23 protein-coding genes and 1 pseudogene are annotated in these 22792 nt (G+C 68.9%); 11 read left to right on the forward strand and 13 right to left on the reverse strand.

The genetic code is table 11. The annotated features are described in order from the left end of the window. Positions 1-2: 2 nt before the first annotated feature. Positions 3-203 carry a hypothetical protein gene (locus M878_RS66715; RefSeq protein WP_023547560.1) on the reverse strand — a complete coding sequence of 67 codons (201 nt, stop codon included), beginning with the start codon at positions 201-203 and terminating at the stop codon, positions 3-5. A 241-nt stretch (positions 204-444) separates the two neighbouring features. Between M878_RS66715 and M878_RS66720 the strand changes: the two genes are divergently transcribed. Both M878_RS66720 and M878_RS66725 read left to right on the forward strand, forming a co-directional pair. Then, the gene (locus M878_RS66720) at positions 445-1410 is read left to right on the forward strand and encodes an isopenicillin N synthase family dioxygenase (protein WP_023547561.1); all 966 of its coding nucleotides are present in this window, start codon (positions 445-447) and stop codon (positions 1408-1410) included. Between the two features lie 158 nt (positions 1411-1568). Further along, positions 1569-2975 carry a condensation domain-containing protein gene (locus tag M878_RS66725; RefSeq protein ID WP_023547562.1) on the forward strand — a complete coding sequence of 469 codons (1407 nt, stop codon included), beginning with the start codon at positions 1569-1571 and terminating at the stop codon, positions 2973-2975. A 22-nt stretch (positions 2976-2997) separates the two neighbouring features. Here the strand turns inward: M878_RS66725 and M878_RS66730 are convergent, their stop codons facing one another. From M878_RS66730 to hemL, 8 genes are all read right to left on the reverse strand, one after another. Further along, on the reverse strand, positions 2998-3399 hold the full coding sequence (locus M878_RS66730; protein ID WP_023547563.1) for an SRPBCC family protein: 402 nt from the start codon (positions 3397-3399) through the stop codon (positions 2998-3000). Between the two features lie 25 nt (positions 3400-3424). Continuing rightward, entirely contained in the window at positions 3425-4501 is a 1077-nt protein-coding gene (gene ccsB / locus M878_RS66735; RefSeq protein ID WP_023547564.1) for a c-type cytochrome biogenesis protein CcsB, read from the reverse strand. Beyond that, complete coding sequence (gene resB, locus M878_RS66740; RefSeq protein ID WP_023547565.1) at positions 4498-6222, reverse strand: cytochrome c biogenesis protein ResB; 1725 nt, start codon at positions 6220-6222, stop codon at positions 4498-4500. Before resB ends, ccsB begins: the two co-directional genes overlap by 4 nt. Before the next feature lie 3 nt (positions 6223-6225). Beyond that, positions 6226-6996: a cytochrome c biogenesis CcdA family protein gene (locus M878_RS66745; RefSeq protein ID WP_023547566.1), complete on the reverse strand. Its 771-nt coding sequence runs from the start codon at positions 6994-6996 to the stop codon at positions 6226-6228. Between the two features lies 1 nt (position 6997). Continuing rightward, positions 6998-7588, reverse strand: a complete 591-nt coding sequence (locus M878_RS66750; RefSeq protein ID WP_031225124.1) for a TlpA family protein disulfide reductase — start codon at positions 7586-7588, stop codon at positions 6998-7000. Positions 7589-7736: 148 nt separating this feature from the next. Continuing rightward, positions 7737-9002, reverse strand: coding sequence for a polysaccharide deacetylase family protein (locus tag M878_RS66755; protein ID WP_023547568.1), 1266 nt, complete (start codon positions 9000-9002; stop codon positions 7737-7739). A gap of 165 nt (positions 9003-9167) precedes the next feature. Then, positions 9168-9854: a histidine phosphatase family protein gene (locus tag M878_RS66760; protein WP_023547569.1), complete on the reverse strand. Its 687-nt coding sequence runs from the start codon at positions 9852-9854 to the stop codon at positions 9168-9170. After that, entirely contained in the window at positions 9851-11170 is a 1320-nt protein-coding gene (hemL, locus tag M878_RS66765) for a glutamate-1-semialdehyde 2,1-aminomutase (protein WP_031225125.1), read from the reverse strand. Before hemL ends, M878_RS66760 begins: the two co-directional genes overlap by 4 nt. Before the next feature lie 381 nt (positions 11171-11551). Here hemL and M878_RS66770 point away from each other — a divergent pair, with 381 nt between their 5' ends. Then, complete coding sequence (locus M878_RS66770; protein ID WP_209445532.1) at positions 11552-12187, forward strand: hypothetical protein; 636 nt, start codon at positions 11552-11554, stop codon at positions 12185-12187. Positions 12188-12252: 65 nt separating this feature from the next. Here M878_RS66770 and M878_RS94375 read toward each other — a convergent pair. Further along, a pseudogene (locus M878_RS94375) lies at positions 12253-12525 on the reverse strand (site-specific integrase); the annotation flags it as partial. A gap of 633 nt (positions 12526-13158) precedes the next feature. Between M878_RS94375 and M878_RS66780 the strand changes: the two are divergent. Continuing rightward, on the forward strand, positions 13159-13347 hold the full coding sequence (locus M878_RS66780) for a hypothetical protein (RefSeq protein WP_023547574.1): 189 nt from the start codon (positions 13159-13161) through the stop codon (positions 13345-13347). 86 nt (positions 13348-13433) lie between these two features. Here the strand turns inward: M878_RS66780 and M878_RS48075 are convergent, their stop codons facing one another. The 3 genes from M878_RS48075 to M878_RS66790 all read right to left on the reverse strand — a co-directional run bounded on the left by M878_RS48075 (position 13434) and on the right by M878_RS66790 (position 16315). Further along, complete coding sequence (locus M878_RS48075) at positions 13434-14201, reverse strand: hypothetical protein (RefSeq protein ID WP_158692700.1); 768 nt, start codon at positions 14199-14201, stop codon at positions 13434-13436. Between the two features lie 294 nt (positions 14202-14495). Then, entirely contained in the window at positions 14496-15041 is a 546-nt protein-coding gene (locus M878_RS66785; RefSeq protein WP_023547576.1) for a flavoprotein, read from the reverse strand. Continuing rightward, a complete protein-coding gene (locus M878_RS66790; protein WP_031225128.1) occupies positions 15038-16315 on the reverse strand; it encodes a helix-turn-helix domain-containing protein in 1278 nt (425 codons plus the stop codon). The genes M878_RS66785 and M878_RS66790 overlap by 4 nt, the downstream gene beginning before the upstream one ends. 175 nt (positions 16316-16490) lie before the next feature. Here M878_RS66790 and M878_RS66795 point away from each other — a divergent pair, with 175 nt between their 5' ends. The 7 genes from M878_RS66795 to M878_RS66825 all read left to right on the forward strand — a co-directional run bounded on the left by M878_RS66795 (position 16491) and on the right by M878_RS66825 (position 22727). Next, positions 16491-16931 (forward strand): ATP-binding protein, encoded by a 441-nt coding sequence (locus M878_RS66795; protein WP_023547578.1) that lies wholly within the window; start codon positions 16491-16493, stop codon positions 16929-16931. Beyond that, positions 16931-18190 carry a hypothetical protein gene (locus M878_RS66800; protein ID WP_023547579.1) on the forward strand — a complete coding sequence of 420 codons (1260 nt, stop codon included), beginning with the start codon at positions 16931-16933 and terminating at the stop codon, positions 18188-18190. The genes M878_RS66795 and M878_RS66800 overlap by 1 nt, the downstream gene beginning before the upstream one ends. Then, positions 18187-19425, forward strand: a complete 1239-nt coding sequence (locus M878_RS66805) for a bifunctional UDP-sugar hydrolase/5'-nucleotidase (protein WP_023547580.1) — start codon at positions 18187-18189, stop codon at positions 19423-19425. The genes M878_RS66800 and M878_RS66805 overlap by 4 nt, the downstream gene beginning before the upstream one ends. Further along, entirely contained in the window at positions 19422-19961 is a 540-nt protein-coding gene (gene dcd / locus M878_RS66810) for a dCTP deaminase (RefSeq protein WP_023547581.1), read from the forward strand. The genes M878_RS66805 and dcd overlap by 4 nt, the downstream gene beginning before the upstream one ends. Next, positions 19958-20494, forward strand: coding sequence for a dCTP deaminase (locus tag M878_RS66815; RefSeq protein ID WP_023547582.1), 537 nt, complete (start codon positions 19958-19960; stop codon positions 20492-20494). Before dcd ends, M878_RS66815 begins: the two co-directional genes overlap by 4 nt. Further along, the gene (locus tag M878_RS66820) at positions 20491-21591 is read left to right on the forward strand and encodes a glycosyltransferase family 4 protein (protein WP_023547583.1); all 1101 of its coding nucleotides are present in this window, start codon (positions 20491-20493) and stop codon (positions 21589-21591) included. The genes M878_RS66815 and M878_RS66820 overlap by 4 nt, the downstream gene beginning before the upstream one ends. 86 nt (positions 21592-21677) lie before the next feature. After that, entirely contained in the window at positions 21678-22727 is a 1050-nt protein-coding gene (locus tag M878_RS66825; protein WP_023547584.1) for a serine hydrolase domain-containing protein, read from the forward strand. Positions 22728-22792 lie beyond the last annotated feature (65 nt).

Below are 22792 nucleotides of genomic sequence, written 5' to 3' on the forward strand. Positions count from 1 at the left end.
GGTCACCTCCTGTAGCGGTACGCAGGCGCGCTGAGGCTGAGCACGCTTCTCATCGAGGCGCTGTGCACAGTCTTGGCCCCTGAGGGGTCACCGGCCAGCGTGGTGGCACCCGATGCCGCGAAAGCCGATCCGGCACCGACCAGCGCCGCGAAGGCCGAGACGGCCGCGATCGCGATCCTGTGCACACGAGTCAGGGCAGCCATGGTTTCTCTCCTTTCGGACCATCGCCCGAGGCGTCCGTCCGCCCGGGCGTCGCCCTCGATTCAGCCAGCGGCAGCCCTTCGCGTCATGTCACGAGAATTCGTGGCATGACAGGAGGGGAATCGACGGGAGGGGAATCGACGGGACACGCGCCGCTGTCCGCACGTTGCCCCGTCGTCTGCGCTGCCGGAGAGTGAACGTATGGATCAGGAACAGGCACGGAGCTGTGGAATGAGGACATCGGTGAGTGACGCGTGTGTTCCGACCATCGATCTGCGTCCCTGGTCCGGCGGCGACGGCGAGGCTCGCGCCGCTCTCGCCCGTACCGTCGACGAGGCGCTGCGGAGCGCCGGGTTCCTGCTGGTCACCGGGCATGGGGTGGAGTCCGGACTGCGGGCCGGGGTCCGGGAGGCGGCTCGGGAGTTCTTCCGGCTTCCGGACGACGTCAAGCGGCGCTACGCCGCGAAGGTCGGCGGCCGCGGCTGGCTCGGTCCCGGCGCCGAGGCCAACGGGTACGCGGAGGGCACCGAGACACCGCCCGACCTGAAGGAGTCGCTGACCTTCGCCACGGACGAGCCCTTCGACGACCCCGTCGTCAACGCGGAGTGGTACGCGCCCAACGTGTGGCCCGCCGAGGTGCCCGGACTCAAGACGCTCGGCAAGGAGTACCTGGCGAGGATGGCCGCCCTGGAGAAGGAGCTGCTGTCGCTGCTCGGCTGTGCGCTGGGGCTCGAACGCGACTTCTTCTCCCGGCACATGGACCATCCGACGTACGGCTTCAACATCAACTGGTACCCGGGCACCGAGGTGGTCGGCGAGCCGCTGCCGGGACAGTTCCGGATCGGGCCGCACACCGACTTCGGCACCGTCACCATCCTCGACCGGCAGGCCGGGAAGGGCGGGCTGCAGATCTACACCGAGGCGGGCGGGTGGGAGGACGCGCCCTACGACCCGGCCGCGTTCACTGTCAACATCGGTGATCTGCTGGCCCGTTGGACCGGCGACCGGTGGCGGTCCGGGCGGCACCGGGTGCTGCCGCCGCCAGTCGACGCCCCGGCTGAGGAGCTGATGTCGCTCGTGTACTTCGGCGAGTGCACCCCGGGCACCCTCGTGGAGTCCGCGCCGGCACCGGTGGGCCGGGTGGCGTATCCGCCGGTCGACTCGCATGTGTATCTGCGCGAGAAGCTCGACTCCATCTCCGTCGGCTGAGCGCATCCCCGACCGGACACCGTGAGTTAATCGCTCACGCGTTCCAAGTGCCAGCCATTCCAGTGAAATGAACCAGACGCGCATATCCCGGCCGCGTCTCGCGGCATTGCCTTGAGGGGGGCCCGTAAGCAGGGCCCCTTTTCTGTGATGGGAGACGCGTGCGAATCACTGACATCCAGCGCTGCGAGGTCCGGCCGGGACGGCTCGTCGAGTGGACACTGAGCCCGGCGACCGTGGCGGCGGCGACGGCGCTCCCGGAGGACTCCCGGCCCCCCGCCTACATCCAGGAGTCCCACATCAGGACCGCCAAGTGTGTCCGGGAGGACGGGCTGTTCGTGCCGACCTGGCTCGGCACCGCCTTCGACCTGCCGGGCCCGGTCGACCTCGGCGTGCTCCAGGAGGCGCTGCGGACGTGGACGGTACGGCACGAGACGCTGCGCAGCGGCTTCCGCTGGGAGGACGACCAGCTGCGCCGGTTCACCCTCGACGCCGCCGATGTGTCCCTGCAGCGCGAGGAGGCGGGCGACTTCGACGACGCGGACGAGCTGGTCCGGCACCTCCAGGACCGTTTCGACACCGTCGCGGACGCGCTGCGCTGGCCGAACCTGATCTACACCGCGGTCGTACGCGACGACGGCGCCAGCGTGTACATGGCCTTCGACCACAGCAACGTCGACGCCTACTCCCTGACCCGGATCGCCGCCGAGGTGCACGAGCTGTACACGGCCGGCCTGGCCGGCACCGCGCCCGGCTCCCTCGCCCCGGCGGCCAGTTACGTCGACTTCTGCGAGATCGAGCGGGCCGACGCGGACGCCATCGACGGCCGGCACGCGATCGTGGACCGCTGGCGCGAGTTCATCCGGCGCTGCGACGGCAGGCTGCCGAGCTTCCCCGTCGACCTCGGTCTGGAGCCGGACGGCCCGCTGCCGGGGCAGCGGATGCTGTGCGAGCCGCTGGCGGACGCGGCGGAAGCTGCGGCGTTCGAGGCGTACTGCAGGCCCTACGGCGGCAGTCTGGTCGGTCTGCTGGCGGCGACCGGGCTGATCGTGCACGAGCTGGGCGGGCACTCGGTGTACCGGACCGTGGTGCCGTTCCACACCCGGGTGAAGTCGCGGTGGAGCGACTCGGTGGGCTGGTACGTGGGCGGCGCCCCCATCGAGGTCCCGGTCGGCCGGACGGCGGGCTTCCCGGACGCGCTGCGCTCCGTGCGTGCCGAGCTGCAGGCCAACCGGTCGCTGGCGCGGATGCCGCTGGCCCGGGTGATCAGGCTGCTCGGCGCGGACTTCCGGCCGACCTCGCCGGATCTGTACTCGATCGTCTCCTACGTCGACACCCGGGCCGTCCCCGGCGCCGAGCGCTGGGCCGAGCAGCGGGCGCACGCGCTGCTGCGGGTGTCGTACGGCGATCAGGTGTGCGTGTGGGTGAACCGGCTGCACGAGGGGCTGTGGCTGGCGAGCCGGTACCCGGACACGGATGTGGCGGCGAAGAACCTGCGGCTGTACGTCGAGCGGCTGCGCGACCGTATCACCTCGGTGGCTCACGGCAGCCTGTCGGCGGTGTCCTGACCCGGGAACGCGCCGCCCTGGCCTAGGAACGCGCCACGTATTCGACAAGGCGTTCGAATCTGATCCGCCAGGCGGACTCCGAGTCGGTCTCGCCCCGGAACTCACGGGTGAAGCGCAGCACGCTGGCCGTGTCCCCGTCCCGCTCCAGATGGAACCGGATCCGGCCGCCGCCCTCGATGCCGTACTCCGCGACCCGGTCCACGTCCCAGGCCGTGACCCGGCCGGAGCCCAGCTCGCCCAGTACGACCGCGCCGTCGAGCCGGGGTTCGAGAACGTCGACGGCGGTGCACCATCCCGTGAGTCCCTCGCGGGTGGCCACCGCCGGCCAGACGTCTTCCATGGGCCTCGGGAGCCGCACCAGGAAGTGGAGTATGTGCGTGTTCCCGTGGGTCTGGCTGGTGCCCTGTGCGATGGAACCGCTCATGACACCAGTGTGGGCGCCTCTCGGCTCACACGCCCGCGTAGGAGTGCTTGCCGCTGACGAAGATGTTGACGCCGTAGTAGTTGAACAGCCAGCAGCCGAAGGCGATCATCGCCAGGTAGGCGGCCTTGCGGCCCTTCCAGCCGGCCGTCGCGCGGGCGTGCAGATAGCAGGCGTAGGCGACCCAGGTGATGAAGGACCAGGTCTCCTTCGGGTCCCAGTTCCAGTACCGGCCCCAGGCGTCGCCCGCCCAGATCGCGCCCGCGATGATCGTGAACGTCCACAGCGGGAACACCGCCGCGTTCACCCGGTACGCGAACTTGTCCAGGGACGCCGAGGCGGGCAGGCGCTCCAGCACCGAGGTGGCGAAGGCGCCGGGCTTGCCGCCGGTCTGCAGCTTGTTCTCGTACGAGTCCTTGAACAGGTACAGGATCGTGGCGACCGCGCCGACGTAGAACACCGCGCCGCAGAAGATCGCGGTGGAGACGTGGATGTACAGCCAGTACGAGTGCAGGGCGGGGACCAGCTGGTCGCTCGCCGTGTACAGGACGGTGACCGCGAGGCCCAGGTCCAGCAGGACCGTGGTGATCAGGAACAGGCCGAGCCAGCGCACGTTCTTCTTCAGCGCCAGCAGCGCCAGGTACACCGCGACGGCGACGGTGGAGAAGGTGATGTTGAACTCGTACATGTTGCCCCACGGCGCCCGCTGCACGGAGGCCGCGCGGGCGACGACACCGCTCAGCTCCACCAGGAACGCGAGCACCGTGAGGGACACGGCGATCCGGCCGTACAGGTCGCCCTGCACGTCCCCGCCGTGCGCGCCGGGCCCGTCCGGCACATCGCGGGCGCCGGACGCCGAGCGGACGACGACCTTGGGCCGCTCCAGCACGGCCGTTGCGCCGGCCTGCTGCACGGTGACGGCGGGAGCCTTCGCGGGGGTCTCCGCCGTCAGCGCGGCCGCCGTGCGGGCGACCTTGCTGCGGCTGCCGAAGAGCCATTCGGCGATGTACGCGAAGAAGGCCAGGGTGTAGACGGCCATGGACGAGTAGATCAGCGTGTTGCTGATACTCGCCAGATGTTCGTTGGTTGCGGCGGCGAGAGTCACTTCTCAGCCCCTTCGGCAGGTACGACTGGTGTGTCGGGGGATTCTGCGGAGTCGTCGTCGGGTTCGGGTGCCCCCGGCGCCTGGTCGTAAAGGGTTCCGGCGAGGTCGCCCAGTTCCTCGGGCACCTTGGCGGACTCGCTGCGGCCGAGCCCGGCCATCTCGACGACCGTCACGCCGTCGGCGCCGCGCACCGCGCGCACCCAGACCCGGCGCCGCTGGATGAACAGGGAGCCGGCCAGACCGAAGATCGCGGTGAGGGCACCGCCGAGTGCCCAGCCGCTGCCGGGCTCCTGGACGATCTCGAAGCCGGCCCACTGCTTGATGTCCTTCTCGAAGGTGAGGGACCCTGCGCCGTTCGGCAGCGTGAGCGTGTCGCCCGGCTGCAGCAGCTTCTTCAACAGCTGGCCCTTGCCGTCCTTGAACGCCTTCATGTGCGTCTTGTCCAGCTGGTACACGCTCTGCGGGATGCCCGAGTCCACGCCGAGGTCGCCGTGGTAGGCGTTCACCGCGAGCAGCGGGTTCACCAGCGCCGGGAACTGCGAGAGCATCGTGCCCGCCTTCGGGTTGAAGGTCGGCACGAAGAACGCCTGGAAGCCGAGCTGTTCCGACTGGCCCTGCCCGTTCCTGTAGCCGTCCATCACCTTCACCACGCCGTTGGAGGTGACGTTTCCGTCGAGCGGCAGCAGCGGTACGGCCTGGCGGTAGACGACCTTGCCCTTGCCGTCGCGGACCGTGATGACGGGCGCGTAGCCGTGGCTGACGAGGTAGACCTTGGAGTCGCCGATGTGCAGCGGCTGGTTGACCTTGATGGTGGTCGGCTTCTCCTTGCCGTACGCGCCCTCGCTGTAGTCGATGTTCGCTTCGAAGGTGCGCGGTGTGCCCTTGTTCGGACCGGTGACCTCGTAGGTGCCCTTGAACTCCTTGAGATTGAAGCTGAACGGCACGAGGTCGTCGTTCTGGAACAGGCTGCCGGACTTGAAGTCGTCGTACTGCGGAAGCGAGTTGGAGAATCCGTCGCCCTCGACGACCAGCTTGGTGCCGTCCGACTTGTACAGCTGGCCGGAGGCGAAGGCGACCAGCAGCACGATCAGGGCGATATGGAAGGCCAGGTTTCCCAGCTCGCGCAGATAGCCCTTCTCGGCGGCGACGGCGTCACCGGCGACATGGGCGCGGAAGCGGCGCTTCTTCAGCAGGGCGAGCGCGGCCTCGCGGACCTGCTCGGGCTCGGCCGTGGTGCGCCAGGTGGTGTAGGCGGGCAGCCGGGTCAGCCGCTTGGGCGCGCCCGGCGGCCGGCCGCGCAGCTGGCCGACGAACTGCCAGGTGCGCGGGACGATACAGCCGATGAGGGAGACGAACAGCAGGATGTAGATCGCGGAGAACCACACCGAGCTGTAGACGTGGAACAGTCCGAGCTTGTCGTAGATCGGCGCGAGCGTCTTGTGGGCCTTGCGGAAGTCGTCGACCTTGTTCAGGTCGGCGCCGGACTGCGGGATGAGCGAGCCGGGGATCGCGCCGAGCGAGAGCAGCAGGAGCAGCAGCAGCGCGACCCGCATGGAGGTCAGCTGCCGCCAGAACCAGCGGGCCCAGCCGATGACGCCGAGGCCGGGGGCGGCGGAGAGCTCCTCCGCCGGCGCGGTGGACAGCTGGGAGCCGGCCGCGCCGAGGTCCTCCTGGTCCTGGCTGCCGTGGTCCCGGCTGTTGTCGGTTTCGGTCGTGCTCATCGATCAGATCCCCACAGTGAAGCCGTTGGACCAGGTCTGCATCTGCTGCACCAGACTGTCCCAGGCGCCGGTCAGCAGCAGCACACCGGTCACGATCATCATCGTGCCGCCGATGCGCATCACCCAGACATAGTGGCGCTTGACCCAGCCGAACGCGCCGAGCGCCTTGCGGAAGGCGATGGCGGTGAGGACGAAGGGGACGCCGAGGCCGAGGCAGTAGGCGACGGTCAGTATCGCGCCCCGGCCGGCGCTCGCCTGCTGGGAGGACAGGGCGATCACGGAGGCGAGGGTGGGGCCGATGCAGGGTGTCCAGCCGATGCCGAACAGGGCACCGAGGAGGGGTGCGCCGATCAGCCCGGCGGCCGGCCGCCGGTGAAAGCGGAACTCACGCTGGGTCAGCCAGGGCATCAGCCCCATGAAGAACACGCCCAGCAGGATCATGAGCACGCCGAGCACCTTGGACAGCGTGTCCTTGTACTCCTGCAGGGTCGAGCCGAAGAAACCGAAGAGCGCCCCGCCGGAGACGAACACGGCGGTGAAGCCGACGACGAACAGCGCCGCGCCGGTGGCCATCCGCCCGCGCCGGGCGTCGGCCAGATCGGTGCCGGCGACTCCGGTGACGTAGGAGAGGTAGCCCGGAACCAGCGGCAGCACACAGGGCGAGAAGAACGAGACGAGCCCGCCGAGCAGGGCGACCGGCAGGGCGATCAGCAGAGCGCCGTCGCGCACGGTCTCGTTCTGGCCGGTCAGGGCCAGCGTCACGAGGGCGCTCACGTCACTTCTCCGCGAGGACGGGCTTGAGCATCTTCAGCAGGGCGGTGTCGTCGAGCGCTTCCAGGGCGCGTGCGGCGACCTTCCCGTGCTTGTCGATGACGAGCGTGGAGGGGATCAGCTGCGGGTTGAGCGTGCCCTTCTTGAAGCGGAGCATCAGCTTGCCCGTGGGGTCGTACAGGCTCGGGTAGGTGATCCCGTGCTCCTTCTCGAAGTTCACCGCGGGGGTGGTGCTGGTGTCGCGGGTGTTGATCCCGACGAACTCCACGCCCTTGCCCTCGTACTGCTTCGAGACCTTGGCGAAGTACTGCGCCTCTTCCCGGCACGGGCTGCACCATGAGCCCCAGACGTTGACGACGACGACCTGGCCCTTGTAGGCGGCGACGTCCAGGGTCTTGCCGTCGATGGTCCGGCCGGACAGGTCCGGGGCCGCGTCGCGCTTGCCCTGGGGCACCGTGTCGACGCCGTTGTTGCCGGTGACGAAGTTGGTGTTGCCACCGCCGCCGGAGGTGCCGCCCTTGCCGCACGCGGACAGGGTCAGAGCCGCCACGGCGGCCACGGCACTGAGCAGGACGGCGCGGCTACGGGTACTCATGTGAAAAGTTTCGCATGCCAGTTCCGGGGATCTCGCGCGCCCCCCTGCCGGGCGGAAAACCGCATTTCAGGGCGTATTTACACGGGACAATTCCGACAGGGGGCGGGGTGCGGACCTACGCGGACCTACGCGGACCCACGGGAGCGGCTCAGGCGAGGAAGGTCTTCCAGCCGCCGGTGGGCTGCTGTCCGGGGGCCAGGGTGCGCAGCTTGGCGAGCACCTCGGGCTTCTGCACGTCGATCCAGTCGGCGAACTGCCGGAAGGAGACCAGCCGGACGTCGGCGCCCTTCTCCTTCGCCTGCGCGATGTGCTTGAAGGCCTGCTCGACGGCGTCCATGTAGATGCCGCCGTTCCAGTGCTCGAAGTGGTTGCCGATGAAAAACGGCGCCCGGTTTGTGAAGTATGCCCGCTTGAAGCCGGCGATGTACGCCCCGGCCGCCTGCTCGCGCCAGGCCGGGTAGTTGTAGGCCGGCGCCTTGGTCGAGTTCTGCGACTGGTTGAACATCATGTTGTAGTCCATGGACAGGACCTGGAACTTCTTGCCCGGGAAGGGAATCGCCTGCAGCGGGAAGTTCCACAGCCCATGCAATTTCGTCGGCCAGGTCTGCAGACCGCCGGGCGAGGAGGCGTCGTAGCGCCAGCCCAGCTCACGGGCGGTCGGCAGCAGGTTCTGCTGGTTGAGCAGACAGGGCGTACGGCCGCCGACGAGTTCCTTCTCGTAGTCGAACGGCAGGGGCGGCAGGTCTGTGAAACCGGTGTTGGTCTTCCAGTTCTGCACGAAGGACTTGGCCTGCTTGATCTCGCTGTGCCACTGCTGGGGCGTCCACCACTTCACCGAGGTGTGGGCGTCGCCGCAGAAGTGGCCGTTGAAGTGGGTGCCTATCTCGTGGCCTTCGAGCCAGGCCCGGCGGACGTTGGTCAGCGTCGCCTTGACGTGCTCGTTGTTCAGGTAGCCGATGTCGGAGGCGCCGATCTTGTTGTTCGGCGGCTGGTACAAGCGCTTCTTGTCCTCGGGCAGCAGATAGAGACCCGAGAGGAAGAAGGTCATGGACGCGCCGTGTTCCTTGGCCAGGTCCAGGAAGCGCGGGAAGAGGCCGTTGCCGACCTCGCCGGCGCCGTCCCAGGAGAAGACCACGAACTGCGGCGGGGTCTGGCCGGGCTCCAGCGGCTCGGGCTGGCCGGGCTGGTGCGGCTGCTTGCCGGTGAAGGAGGTGGAGCCGTCGCCGATGAGCTTGCCCTGGGGCGCGCTCGCGTCGCCCCCCTGCCCGTCGTTGCCGCCGCCGGAACCGGCCGCGTGCCCGCTGCCGTCCGATGACGTGGAGCTACCGCAGCCGGCGAGAGTGGCGGCGGCCGCGGCACCCGCGCCGAGGCCGAGTATTCCCCGGCGGGAGAAGGTCCGGGAGACGGTGCGCATGGAAATCCCCGATTCGTCGCGCCTGCTGGTAGTCGTCACTCACTGAGAGGGCGCGACGATCGGGGTGGTTCACTTTGATTCTTATGTTTTTCGCAATATCTACGGCAAAAGCGTCCTAAGGCAAGTCAAACGCAATGCCAGAAACGGCAGTTGGGCGCCCAGGCGTCACGCGCCGAAAGCCTTGCTCTTCCCCGGCGCCGGCTTGGCGCCGGCCCGCAGATGAGCCGGGACGAGATCGATGGCGGGCTCGCTGTAGCCCACGGACACGATCTTGTCGCCGAGATAAGTGAAACTCGTCAGCGAGGCGAGGGTGCACTGCCGCTTGCGCGGATCGTGCCACAGCCGCCGCCGTTCCACATAGGACCGTACGATCCAGATCGGCAGCTGATGACTGACCAGCACCGCCTCGTGCCCGCGGGCCTGGTCCTTGGCCGCGTTCAGCGCGCCCATCATCCGCACGACGACGTCGACGTACGGCTCGCCCCAGGACGGCTTGAACGGGTTGACGAGATGCTTCCAGTTCTCCGGCTTGCGCAGCGCGCCGTCCCCCACCCCGAAGGTCTTGCCCTGGAAGACGTTGTCGGCCTCGATGAGCCGCTCGTCGGTGTCCAGGTCGAGACCGTGTGCCTTGGCGATCGGGGTGGCCGTCTCCTGCGCCCGCTCCAGCGGCGAGGCGCAGACGTACGTCACGTCCCGCGAGGCGAGGTGCTCGGCGTCCCGGTCGGCCATCCGCCGGCCCAGCTCGGACAGGTGGTACCCGGGCAGCCGTCCGTACAGAATCCCCGTGGGGTTCTCGACCTCACCGTGCCGCACGAGATGGACGACGGTGACGTCCTTGCTGCTGTCGCTCATTCTGCCGTGGCCTCCGCAGCCGCCCGGGCCGCCGCCGGAAGGGCGTCGGCGATCTTCTGAATGGCCCGCTCGTCGTGAGCCGTGGACACGAACCAGGACTCGAAGGACGACGGCGGCAGATAGACGCCGTTCGCCAGCAGCGCATGGAAGAACGCCGTGAAGCGGTACGACTCCTGCCGCTTGGCGTCCTCGTAGGTCCGCACCCGCCGGTCGGTGAAGAAGACGGAGAACATGTTGGAGGCCGTCTGCACCCGGTGCGCGACGCCCTCCTTGCTCAGCGCCTCGGTGACGAGGGCCTGGATCTGCGCGGACACGGCGTCGACGGTGTCGTACGCCGCGTCGTCGAGCAGCCGCAGCTGGGCGAGCCCGGCGGCGGTGGCGACGGGGTTCCCGGACAGCGTGCCGGCCTGGTACACGGGCCCGGCGGGAGCGAGATGCGCCATCACATCGGCCCGCCCCCCGAACGCGGCGGCGGGGAACCCGCCCCCCATCACCTTCCCGAAGGTCATCAGGTCGGGCTTGACCCCGTCGACCCCGTACCACCCGGCCCGGCTGGTGCGGAAGCCCGTCATGACCTCGTCGGAGATATAGAGGGCGCCGTTCTTCCGGCAGGCGTCCTTCAGCCCCTGGTTGAAGCCGGGGTCCGGCGGGACGACGCCCATGTTCCCCGGCGAGGCCTCGGTGATCACGCACGCGATCTCGCCCGGGTACCGGTGGAAGGCCTCCTGTACGGCCTCCAGATCGTTGTACGGCAGCACGATCGTGTCGCCGGCCTGGGCGCCGGTGACGCCGGGGGTGTCGGGGAGGGCGAACGTGGCCACACCCGACCCGGCGGCGGCGAGGAGGCTGTCGACATGCCCGTGATAGCAGCCGGCGAACTTGATGACCTTGGACCGCTGGGTGAACCCACGAGCGAGCCGGATGGCGCTCATGGTCGCCTCGGTCCCGCTGCTGACGAGCCGCACCTGCTCGACGGGCTCCACCCGGGCGACGATCTCCTCGGCGAGTGCGACCTCGCCCTCACCGGGCGTGCCGAAGGACGTACCGCGCGCGACGGCCTCCTGGACGGCGGCGATGACCTCGGGGTGCGAGTGCCCGAGGATCATCGGGCCCCAGGAGCAGACGAGGTCGACGTACTCGCGGCCGTCGGCGTCGGTGAGGTAGGCCCCCTTCCCGGACACCATGAAGCGAGGCGTGCCGCCGACGGCGCGGAAGGCGCGCACCGGGGAGTTCACGCCGCCGGGTGTGACGGCGGAGGCGCGGTCGAAGAGCGCCTGGGAGACGGGCGCATCGTAGGGATAGGGCGTTTCGCTCAGGGCACTCATGACGTGCGACTTCTCCGGCTTCTCGGACTCCGGTGACTTGGGTGACCTTCTCAGGGTAGGCCGCGGTACGGGGGGCGCGTGGGCCGCCTCGAGATCGAGACGCTGAGGGACTGCCGAGGGAGGTGGCGACGGGGGGGTGCAGGCGGACGTGGCGGCCGAAGTTTTGCCAACCGCCGCCGCCGTCCGCCATCTGCGAGACTGAGACCTGATACACACAGCTCATACGCACGTAGTGATCAGGGACCGGAAAAGATCCCGTGGCCTGTTGTTCCACCGCACGTTTCGGCGGGCGGCCGTGGGGGAGGTCACTGACACGATGATCGGGTTGCGCGGCGGGGGCCACGCGTCCTAGAAAAGCAGTCGGGTGGAGATATGCATCGCGGTGGCGGACTGGGCGAGGGGACTGATGATCTGGGTCCTCGACGTGCCCGGCGGGGAAGGCACCGGCGCGACGCGGAGGAAGCGGCCGAAGCACGTCAGGCTGACGCACGTCATACACAGGGTGTACCGGGTGAGCCCGAGCGGAGCCGGGCTGACCGCCTCCGGGCGGGGAGCAGGAATGGTGGTCGGGTGGGGGTGACGTACAAATACTTCGGCGCGCCGGACGGCGCAACCGCGGCCCGCGTCCCCATTTCGATGCGCCCCGAGGAACTCGGCGGCGACGAGCTGGGCATGAACGGCATGTTCACCAAGATCAAGCCGGAGACGATGGCGGCGATGGTCCTGACCGGCATCGAGGGCGTCCCCCTGCACAAGGTCCCGCCCCTGGAACTGGTCGTCCTGCACCCCGACTACGCGGTCGTCAAACTCCCCATGACCGTCGTCGATCCCCTGCGCGGCATCGGCGAGGAAGCGGTCGGCGCGGCGGCCTTCATCTGGTCGACGGTCCCGGACCGCGGGGGCCCGCGGGACGCGTTCAATGTGTACCAGTTGCTGCATGAGTGGCAGGACTTCAGCCATCGGTTGCATGAGGCGGGGCATCAGCCGTATTGCTTGGTTTGGCCCTGATCTGGGGTTTCGTGGGGTTCGGGCGGGGCTTTCGGGTCCCGCTCTCGCTAGTGCCGGAGAGGGGCCAGGTGCTCGGAGAGCACCTTGATGCTCTCCCCCCCGTCCAAGAGCACGGAGGCGCAGGCGTGCCGGAGGGCGTGCATGCCGTCTTCCGGAGCCGCCTGGAGGTAGCGCGCGCCGCGCTCACGGGGAGGGATCGCATCGGCGGCGGCCAGGGCGCGCTTCCGGTCGCCCATGTTGAAGACGCTGCGGTTGTAGGCCCGCCCCTTCGCGTCGACGAAGAGGAGACGGAAGGTCTTCGGATCACCGTCCGGCTTGGCCCAAGGCAGGGTGGCCGAGGCCGGTTTCGCCATGCTCCTGGACGCCGCACTCACCGCGGTGGCCTTCGCATGCACTGGCACCGCACCCGCCATCACGCGCAACAGCAGACAGCAGCCGAGCAGGCCCTCGTCCACCTGCAGATCGCGTACGCGCAGGTCTCCGGACCAGTCCTGGCGGGCATCGCGCAATGCTCCAGAGCACGCGGAGCGCATCCTGGCCGACCCTGCCTGGGACGCACTGGCCACCGTGCTCGCCGAGGCGGAGACCGCAGGGCACAACGCAGCCACCGTGCTCGACCAGGCGCTCGGACAGCGCACCCTGGACGACACCCGCAGCCCCGCCCGCGCACTGACCTGGCGCATCCGCCGTCTCGGCGAGCGCCACGCACCCAGTCCTCGAGCCGAGGCAGCCAGAGCCCGCAGCACCACGCAGCGCCCCGCCGTTTCGGTCCCCCCAGCAGCAGCCACGCCGTCACCGCAGACGTCGCCGACTCGGCGACGCTGAGCGTTCCACAGCGAACAGCCTGGGGCCAAGAAACCCAAGTGCCTCTCCCCAGCGGAAGAGGTCCGCTGGCCTTCGGCCAGTGCGGCTCGTAGGGAGCCGATCAGGACCGGGGAGGCGGCCGTACCGGGCTACGGCTGCGTGCCGTAATGCCCGAGCGCACCGCGACCGCGACCACTGGCAACGTGCGTGCGTCCCGGGCCTCATCGAGCGGCACGACCTGCCCCGCGAGGCATGGCGAGGTGTGCGCCCTGCTGGACGGAACCCCCGAGGATCGCGCGTTCCTGGTGCTGTTCGCCGACCTGTGCACACCGATCCCTGCCGCCTGGGATGATTGAGGTAGCCCGGCGTGCCCCCTGGTCTTCGGTTCGAACTCGAGTCCGTGAAGGAACTTCACCTCGGCGATGACTCGATAGCACCTCGGTCATCCGGCCGAGCGGCTGAGCACGATCCCGGCGCTTCCCAACGTGAGTAGGCCCTCCTTCTCGTCTCGCGGCTGGTAGGAGGCGCCCGGAATCCGGGCCTCAGTCGCTGCCAGGAACTCGCCCGCAGCATGGGGAGAGCGTCCACGCGTCGAGAAAAGCCGCTCGTATGAACCAGCCGGAGGAGCTGCCTTCCATACCGGCCAGAACTTCCATACCAACCAGGCCACTCGCACCAACAGTGAACTCCGCAGCGGGGTACACGGGGCTGCGACCCAATGCTGGTCGTAGGCGCGTTCTTCGCGGGAAAGGTCCCTTCGAGACCAGAGCGCTTCGGTGTTGTCCTTGTGGTGCCATGCGGTCTCAAGGCTCAGGATGCGGCCCATATCGCGTCGGTTGTCGCAGCCGTCCGCATCCACCAGATCCAGTCGTGCGCCAGTCGGCAGGTGATGCAGGCGCAAGCGCTGCTTGCCGAAGTCGACCAGCCGTAGGCCGGGGATCCCGGAGATCCTGGCATCACGGTGCAGGAGCGGCAGCATGCGGGAAGCCACCCGGCAGGCGGTGTTGGTGTGGATCTCCACCGAGTCGCGGTGCGGAATGATCCAGTTCAGATAGCACCGGATACTTCCCATGGCCGGCTTGGTGGGGTGCTCCCACTCGTGCGGGTAGGGATCGCCGCTCATCAGGCATCCGAACAACACCGCCTGGAAGCGCTGTTGATCAGGACCGGCGACATCGAGCGCGGGATGGCCGTCTGGTGTGCGGGGCATCGCGCTGTACGGGACGCAGAGGAGCGAACTGGCAGCCCGAAGGCGTGCCGTATCGCGAACGTGGGGCACGGGTTCTCCCTTCAGCGGCAGACGCTGCCCGGGCAGCTGCCCAAGGGCACGCCGCTGACACAGGAGAAAATCGAAGGGATCTTCGCGGGACCAGGCATCGCACCTTTCAGGCGGATCCGCGTATTCACCCGGGTGAACCGCACGCCTCCGGACTGTCCCAGCCCTTGGGTCCAAGGTAGCCGGAGATCATCGCCCCGCGCGCCGACACACCGGAACCTGCGTGCCCTATTTCACCTTGGGTTCCAACAGCTCCAGGGCCTCCTCCCACCGGAACCGGTCCGCCCCGCCGCCGACCCTCGGCTTGTGCGGTTCACACGAGCCGATCATGACGCCCATCCCCCGCAACCGCTCCAGGCTCTGCTCGTAGGCCGGGTGAGCGGCCTGGGCTGAGTTCAGGTAGGGCAGTGCCACGGTTGGTATGCCCATGCCGTACGCCTCGCACAGGATGCCCAGGGCAAGGGTGTCGGATATCCCGGTGGCCCATTTGTTGATCGTGTTAAAGGTGGCCGGGGCGACCGCGATGGCGTCTGCGGGCGGCAGTGGGCGAGGGTCCCCCGGCGAGCGCCAGGCGGAGCGAATCGGGTAGCCGGTCTGTGCCTCGACCGCCTTCGCGTCGATGAAGCCAAGGCCCTGCGGCGTGGCGATGACACCGACGTCCCAGTTCGCCTCCTGCGCAGCGGTGATCAGCTTGCCGACGTCTCGGGCAACGCCGGCCGCACAGACGACGACGTACAGGAAGGGCTTCTTGTCCGTTGCGGTCGGTTCGGTCACGCGGGGACTCCCAGTTGGCGGCTGAAGTGGTGCAGTTCCGGCAGCGTACGACGGCGGTCCCGGGCGGCCATATCGGCGACCAGGTGGCGGACGTCGGGGCGGCGGATGTCCTGGGCGGCGCAGGTCTCGGCGATGCGCAGGGCCTGGTATCCGTCGGCGAGGCGGCCCTGCTGGCTGTAGGCGCGGGCCGCCTCCACCCACAGGGCGGCGCGTCGCTCGGGGACGGGGATGTGCCGGCGCATGAGAGGGCGGGCCGCCTGGAGGGCGAGGCCGGCGTCACCGAAGGCCACCAGGGCGCTCAGCTCGTGCAGGGCGACATTGGTCGGGCTGAAGGTGGCCCAAGCGTCGGGCCGGTCCAGGGTGACGTACCGGGAGACTTCCTTGGCCTCGGTGAGGAATTCCTTCGTGGCCGCGCGATCACCGCGGCTGCTGGCCGCGGTCACACCGCGCAGGAGCAGCAGTCCTACGGCGGCGAGGTACTTCGGAGAGCGCCGGTCGTAGGAACCGGTGAGCTGGTCAGCGGTGTGCCGGACGAGAGTGACGGCTTCGTTCGTGTGCCTCTCGCGGACCAGGACGTGGGCCTGCACGCGCACGCTGGAGGCGAGAACCACCGGGTCACCGGAGCGTTCGGCCTCGGCCATGGCCCGGCCGACGGCGAGCCAGGCGTTGCCCTGGTCGTGTTGCTTGAGCAGCAGGCTGGTCGCGGTCTGGTACGCCGTGGCCAACAGCCCGGACACCGTATCCCTGTCCGTCGTGCCGCTGGAGGCCAGCCGCAGGTCGGCGATCAGGTCGGGGAGGGTGCGCTCCAGCTCTGTGTAGTTGCAGGTGTGGAAGAGGCTGAGCGCTGCCCCGACCCGATCGTGCAAGACGAGAGTGTCCAGGGCGCGTCCGGTCTCCGTAGGTCCCTGTCCCGGTCCCGGCAGGAGAGCCTGGACAAAGTCCACATGCGCGGCGGCAGATCCGGCAGGGGTAGCGAGGGCGGCGATGCTGGCGGTGAGGAAGGTACGGCGGTGCATGTCGTCAGCTTCGGGATCGATGGCGGGGTCGTCCTGGATGGGAGCGAGTCCCAACTGATCTGTCGGGATGCTCAGTTCCTGCGCGACGGCGCGTAGCACGCGGATGTCCTCCGTGCCGCGACCGCTCTCCAGACGGCTCACCTTGGACTGGTGATAGCCGAGCGCCGCGGCCACGTCTTTCTGTGAACGCCGCTGTAAGACACGCGCGCGGCGGATCTCTTCGCCGATCCGTCTCGCTTCCCCATGAGCATCGGCCATCTGCCACGGCTCCTTCCGCCGTCGCTGATCCTGCCTGCTCAATCGAGCATAGATCAGGCGTACTTGGCGGTGATGCAGCTCCTGCATAAGCAATGCAGCGCCCGCACCCGGACTAACCACCGACCGCGATGGACTGGTTGCGTGAAGTGGCCGCACCTAGTTCGGGAGGCCGCTCGTGGAAGCGCACCAGCTCACTCTTTCCCTACCCGCTCAGCCTGCCTCGGTCACGGCCGCCCGGCACCAGGCCGTGGTCGCGATACAGAACTGGGACGAGGGACTGGGCACCGAAGTGGTCCACACCGCGGAGCTGGTGATCAGCGAGTTGGTCGGGAATGCGGTGCGGCACGCAGACTCCGGCCCGGTCTCCCTTGCAGTCCTGCTGATCGAGGACGTCCTGCGTGTCGAGGTCTGTGACGCCAGTCCCACGCTGCCGCAGCCTGCTTTGCCGGATGCGCACAGCGAGAGCGGCCGGGGTCTGTTCCTCGTCGCCGCCCTCGCCGACCGGTACGGCGCCGAACCAACCCCTACCGGCAAGCAGTGCTGGGCCGAGATCACTCTGGCCGGCAGTCCGGACCAGGCGTCCGCCGTCTTCCTACCCCTGCAGAGGAGTTGCTGATGCCGACCACCCCGCCCTCTCTAACGGCCGCCGAGGTGATCGCCGTACGGCCCGGCCCGCCGCTGACCGGCACCGTCGCGGTCGACGGTTCCAAGAACGCCGCGCTCCCCCTGCTGGCCGCCGCCGCAGCGCTCGACCTGATCCAGCAGGCTGGATGGCACGTCGCACAGCCGGTCGGAGAGCCCACCACTGCGGTGATCGTGCCGGCCGAGAGCCGGCGGTCACTCCCGGAGCTGCCCACAGCCGCCCATATCCGGGCCTCCTACTACCTGGTACCGGCCTTGCTCGCCCGCTACGGAGAGGCTCGGCTGCCGGGGCCGGGCGGCTGCCGCATCGGCGCACGAGGGATGGACCTGCACTTCAAGGTATACGAGGCGTTCGGCGACCGGAGCCTGGTGGACGACTCCGGATACCGCATCGAGTCCGGCACACCGCGCACCGGCACCGTCTCTCTCGTGCTGCCGTTCCGCTCGCGCGGTGCGACGGTGGTCGCCATACTCCGCGCCGTCACGACCGGACGACCGCTGCGGCTGGGCGAGCCCAACCCCTCGCCGGAAGTCCTGTGCGTGCTGGACGCCCTGAACCAAGCGGGCTGGGAGGGCCGGGCTGGCGAACGCCTGATCACCCTGTCGCCACCGTGCTCTGCCTCGAATGACACCGAGTGGGTAGTGCCAGGAGACAAGGTCGAAGCAGGAACGCTGGCGTGCGCGGTCGCCACCACTGGCGGTATCGGGCGCATCGAGGGCGCACAGGCCGAAGACATGAGCCCTCTCGTGGCGGCTCTGCGCCGATTGGGGATCTCCGTCAGCAATGAGGCGAACGCTCTCACCGTGAACGCCGAGGACGGGCGTACGACCGGCCGTCCTCTGCGGGCGATCGCCTCGCTCATCCCCGGCGGCCTGGACGCCGATTTCGAGCCACCGCTCATGGCACTGGCCCTCGGTCTGCCCGGCACCCACCTGTTCGCCGACTCGATCAACCCCGGCCGACACGGCAATCTGCTGCCCCAGCTGGCCCGTCTCGGCGCCGGCATCGAGGAGATGTCCCCCACCGAGTGCCGCCTCACCGGACCCCAGCACCTGATCGGAGCAGGGGTGGAGGCCACCGACATCCGCACCGGCTCCGCCCTCATGGTCGCCGGCCTCACGGCTCAAGGCGTCACCACCCTCGGTGGCCTCGACCAGCTCCGCCGTGGCCACGCCGACCTGCCCGGCAAACTTCGCACCCTGGGCGCCGACATCTGCGAGGTCACGCCATGACCGTCCACGCCCGGCGCCAGATCGTGGCAACCACAGACGTCCACTCCGCCCTGGCCAACGCCGCACCTTTCCTGACCCACCTCTGTGCTCTCCGTCCGACCTCGCTCACCGTGGACTGTGGGGACTTCTTCGAAGGCAGCGGCTACTACCGCATCGCACAGGGCGAGATCGAGCGGAAGATCCTCCTCAAGCTGTACGACGTGTTGGCGCCTGGCAACCACGGCTGGCCCCACTACTTCGAACCCGATCTTCACCGACGCACGGTCTGCGCCAACGCCGTCAACGCCGAAACCGGCGACGCGCTCTTCCTCCGTCTACGCATCGCCGACATCAGCGAACGCCGTGTGGGTGTGACCTCCGTGATCGGACAGCAGGCATTTCACTCGATCCCCGCAGCTCAGCGAACCGGCCACCACGTCACCGATCCCGTACAAGCTCTGCATGAGCTGACGCTCGCCCACCAGCACAGGGTGGACAGCTGGGTCCTGCTGAGCCATTCCGGGTTCGAGGAGGATCTCAAGCTGGCGTCAGCCTGTCCGTTCCTCGACGTGATCTTCGCCGGGCACTGCCACAGCGACCAGTACGGCCCGGTTCGCGTCGGTGACACCCTCGTCGTAAAGGGGCTCGAACTCGCGAAGGGCTATGCGATCGCCACGCCCGTCGGCGCGGGATGGGGCGCCGGTACCACCCGCTTCCCGGACCGCACCCCAGGCGCCGTTCCCATGGAACTCGCGGACGTGACGGCACACATCGACGAAGTCAGCGCGCAACTGCGCGACGTCCTCGGACCAGTCCGGACCGCCTACCGTCACCAGGTGCCTGACCGGCATGACCTGCTCGTGGACCTCGTTGCCCGCCTGCGCACAGGACTCGGCGCGGGCGCGGTCATCCTCAACGAGACCGCGCTGCGCACCGTCCCACTCGGCGACGCCCTCGCCCTGAGCGACCTGCTCTCCATCGAGCCGTTCGGCAACCAGTTGGTGCACGCCCACGTTCCGGAGACGGAGCGCTGCGACGTCCGCGGCCTGCTCTCACGTCTGACCGCCCAGACCGGCCCGCTCGTTACCGCCCCCGATCCCCTGCCGGACGCCATCACCACCGTGCTGACCACCGACTACCTCGCCGACACCTACCTCGGCGGACGCACCCACGAGGCCGGCCTGCGCCTGGACCAGGCCATCCAGCACGTTCTCACCGCTCGATTCCCCGACATCGCGGATGGAAGCAGGGAATGATCCTCACCGGCCCCGAGATCGCGGCAGCCGCTCATGACGGCCGCCTCCGCATCTCTCCCTTCGCCGCCGACCAGGTCAACCCCAACAGCTACAACGTCCGACTCGGCCCCACCCTGATCACCTACACCGGCGAGGTCCTTGACGCGCACCGCCCCAACCCCACCCGGAAGACCACCATCGGACCCGACGGGCTCGTCCTCCAGCCCGACGAGCTCTACCTCGGCCACACCCTCGAAGAAGTCGGCTCGGACACCTTCGTCCCCCTGCTCTTCGGCCGCTCCTCCGTCGGCCGGCTCGGCCTGTTCGTCGAGATCACCGCCCCCATCGGCGACATCGGCTTCCACGGCCAGTGGACGCTGATGCTCACCCCGACACGACCGCTGCGCGTGTATCCGGGGATGAAGATCGGGCAGATCATGTTCTTTGTCTCCACCGGCACCATCGACCTCTACTGCGGCAAGTACCAGGCCGCCGCCGGACCACAGCCCTCTGCCTACTGGCGCGACGTCGCCGAACTTCGGGTGGTGGCTTCGTGATCCTCACAGGACCCGGCATCGCCGCCGCCATCCAGGCCAGCGAGATCACCATCGATCCGTACGACCCCACCCGTCTCTCTCCGAACGCCTACGACTGGCGACTCGGCGACACGCTCCGCGTCTGCGACGGTGACCTTGACGCTGCCGCACCAACCCCCTTCGCCGAACAGTCGATCCCCGCAACCGGCCTGACCTTGCGACCCGGACCGCTCTACCTCGGCGTCACGCTGGAGAGGACCGGCTCCGAGACGTACGCACAGATACTCAATGGCGACCGCACCATCGGCGCCCTGGGCATCTGGGTCCATGTCTCCGCACCGCTCGGCCACCAGGGTCACGCGATCCGCTGGACGCTGGAGATCCGCGTCGCCAGGCCCGTACGGGTCTATCCCCAGATGACGTTCGGCAAGCTCGTCTTCCTCCGCTGCCTCGGCACGCCGGCCAGCTACCAACTCCACGGGCGGAAGTACATGGCGAGCGACGGCATCGACATCTCGCGCCTGTACGAAGAGATCCCGGGAGGCAGGACGTGAGCCACCTGGTCGCGACTGCGCTCGACCTCCCTTTCGGCAGCGCCGGCGGCAGCGTCGAACTCTTCCTCGACCTCTACACGGGCCAGAATCCGCTCGTCCCCGCCCAGGCTTTCATGCTCTCCCCGCAAGCACAGCCGCCCCAGCTGCCCCCCGGATTGGAGCTGCTGCCGGTCCCCGGCAAGTGCCTGGCCGGTGGGCCCTTCACTCACTACGTCCACGCCCTGCGCCGGGCCTTGTCACACCGGATCGTCGACCCCGCCGACATCGGCGTACTCCACCTCCAGCACCTCGCCTTCGGCGCCGCCCCCGCCCTGATCCGTGCCCTGCCCGACCACCCTCGCATCGCCCTCGTCCACGGCACCGACCTGTTGTTCGCCGAAGCGCACCCCGACCAACTCGGCGTCTTACGAGAGACCACGCGTGCCGCCGACGCAATCGTCGTCCCCACCACAGCGATGTCCGACAGGCTGCTCCGCCTCGCGCCCACCACCGACCGCCGAAAGATCGAAACGATCCCCTGGGGAATCCCCGACCACCTGCTCACCAGCCCACCGCCACGACCCGACCACCGGACCACCAGCCATCTCCGCCTGCTGTACGCCGGACGCCTCACCACCGAAAAGGGCATCGAAGCGCTGCTGCACGCCCTCCCCTTCGCCCAGGCCGCCGAGCTGAGCATCGCCGCCCCGCGCCACCAGTTCCACGCCCTGGCCCCTCTACTGCGGCCCCTCGGGGCCCAAGTCCGCTACGTGGGCTGGCTCCGCCGCCCCCAACTGTGGAAAACCTTCGCCGATCACGACGCCCTGGTGATGCCCTCGACCACCCTCGAAGCCATGGGCCTGGTCGCCCTCGAAGCCCAAGCCTGCGGATTGCCCGTCGTCTACCAGCCCGTTGCCGGACTGAAGGAATCCATCGGCGTGAGCGGCCTGGCCACCGACTTCACCAGCCCGACCGCACTCGCACGCGACCTCGAACGTCTCCGGACCACGACCGGCCTGATCGCAGCCCTTCAGGCAGCAGGACGCGCCAACGCGGCCCGCTATCCGCTCAGCACCACAGCCTCCGCCCTGATCGCACTGGGCAGACAGCTCACCTGATCCCCTGTGGCGCAGCCGGTCCCACCACGGCTGCCTCACTAACCTGACCGACGGGAACCCACGCGCCCACGACCGATCGGGAGACCATGGCTTTCGACCTCGACACCGACCGCATCCACCAGCTCCTCCACGAGGGCGTCCGGGACAAGGTCTACCCCGGTGCCGTCTGGGCCGTCGGGGACGGCACCGGCACCCGGGCCAGCGGCACCGTCGGCGTTCTGGACCCTGCCCGGCCCAACGAGCCGATGCGTTTGGACACCGTCTTCGACGTCGCCAGCCTCACCAAGATCCTTGCCGTCTGGTCCGCCATCGGCACTCTTGTCGAGGACGGCAAACTTCAACTCGACGCAGCCCTCGGCGACTTCTGGCCGGGGGTCCACGGACATCCCCTCGCCCAAGTCTCCGCCCGGCACCTGCTCACCCACACCGCCGGCGTCCCGCTCCGGGCCAACCTCAAGAATCTTTACGGCACCGATCCCCAGGACGTCCGAGACGGCGTCCTCCACGAAGCCCTCCACCGCCCACCCGGCCAAGCCGTCGAATACACCGACCGGGCCGCCCTCGTCCTCGGCTACCTCGCCGAGCACCTCTCCGGCAAACCCCTGGACCAGCTCGCCGGCACTCGCGTCTGGCAACCCCTGGGCATGACCGCCACGCGCTTCGGACCGCTCCCCACAGAGTCCATCGCCCGCTGCGCGCCAACCGAGCTCGACGAGAGCACAGGGGCACATCTCAAGGGATCCGCCCACGACTTCTCAGCCCGACTCCTCGGCGGCGTGTGCGGTATCGCCGGCGTCTTCTCCGTACTCGACGACCTCGCGGCCTTCCTCCGGTACCTGCTCGACCCCGACCAGTCACCCGAGCGTCCCGGCTTCGGTCCAGCCTGGATCAAACAGTCGCTCCAGATCCACACCGGTCAACTCACCCCACTCCGCGGCCTCTTCTGGCATCCGGCGCCGGAGACCACACCCGCCCAGGACTGCTGGGTCCACTACGGCTTCACAGGAACCGGCATGTGGGTCGCTCCGGCCAATGACCGCTGGGCGGTACTGCTGACCAACAAGCTCTACTACACGCGCGATCGCCAGCCGCTTACCGATGTGCGCAATGCGTTCCGGGGGATCGCCTTCGCCTGACATGGGGAAGCCGCCCTGTATCAGGGTGCGGGAGTTCGCGTGAGGTACTGCCGGGCGGGCAGGGC

The sequence above is a fragment of the Streptomyces roseochromogenus subsp. oscitans DS 12.976 genome (assembly GCF_000497445.1).
GTDB classification, from domain to species: Bacteria; Actinomycetota; Actinomycetes; order Streptomycetales; family Streptomycetaceae; genus Streptomyces; species Streptomyces oscitans.

Coding starts and splice junctions, on each gene's coding strand:
- M878_RS66770 (WP_209445532.1), top strand. CDS start 11,552: ATGCATCGCGGTGGCGGACTGGGCGAGGGGACTGATGATCTGGGTCCT.
- M878_RS66805 (WP_023547580.1), top strand. CDS start 18,187: ATGACCGTCCACGCCCGGCGCCAGATCGTGGCAACCACAGACGTCCAC.
- M878_RS66790 (WP_031225128.1), bottom strand. CDS start 16,315: ATGGCCGATGCTCATGGGGAAGCGAGACGGATCGGCGAAGAGATCCGC.
- M878_RS66760 (WP_023547569.1), bottom strand. CDS start 9,854: ATGAGCGACAGCAGCAAGGACGTCACCGTCGTCCATCTCGTGCGGCAC.
- M878_RS66750 (WP_031225124.1), bottom strand. CDS start 7,588: ATGAGTACCCGTAGCCGCGCCGTCCTGCTCAGTGCCGTGGCCGCCGTG.
- M878_RS66730 (WP_023547563.1), bottom strand. CDS start 3,399: ATGAGCGGTTCCATCGCACAGGGCACCAGCCAGACCCACGGGAACACG.
- M878_RS66755 (WP_023547568.1), bottom strand. CDS start 9,002: ATGCGCACCGTCTCCCGGACCTTCTCCCGCCGGGGAATACTCGGCCTC.
- M878_RS66825 (WP_023547584.1), top strand. CDS start 21,678: ATGGCTTTCGACCTCGACACCGACCGCATCCACCAGCTCCTCCACGAG.
- M878_RS66780 (WP_023547574.1), top strand. CDS start 13,159: ATGCCCGAGCGCACCGCGACCGCGACCACTGGCAACGTGCGTGCGTCC.
- M878_RS48075 (WP_158692700.1), bottom strand. CDS start 14,201: ATGCCCCGCACACCAGACGGCCATCCCGCGCTCGATGTCGCCGGTCCT.
- resB (WP_023547565.1), bottom strand. CDS start 6,222: ATGAGCACGACCGAAACCGACAACAGCCGGGACCACGGCAGCCAGGAC.
- M878_RS66715 (WP_023547560.1), bottom strand. CDS start 203: ATGGCTGCCCTGACTCGTGTGCACAGGATCGCGATCGCGGCCGTCTCG.
- dcd (WP_023547581.1), top strand. CDS start 19,422: ATGATCCTCACCGGCCCCGAGATCGCGGCAGCCGCTCATGACGGCCGC.
- M878_RS66800 (WP_023547579.1), top strand. CDS start 16,931: ATGCCGACCACCCCGCCCTCTCTAACGGCCGCCGAGGTGATCGCCGTA.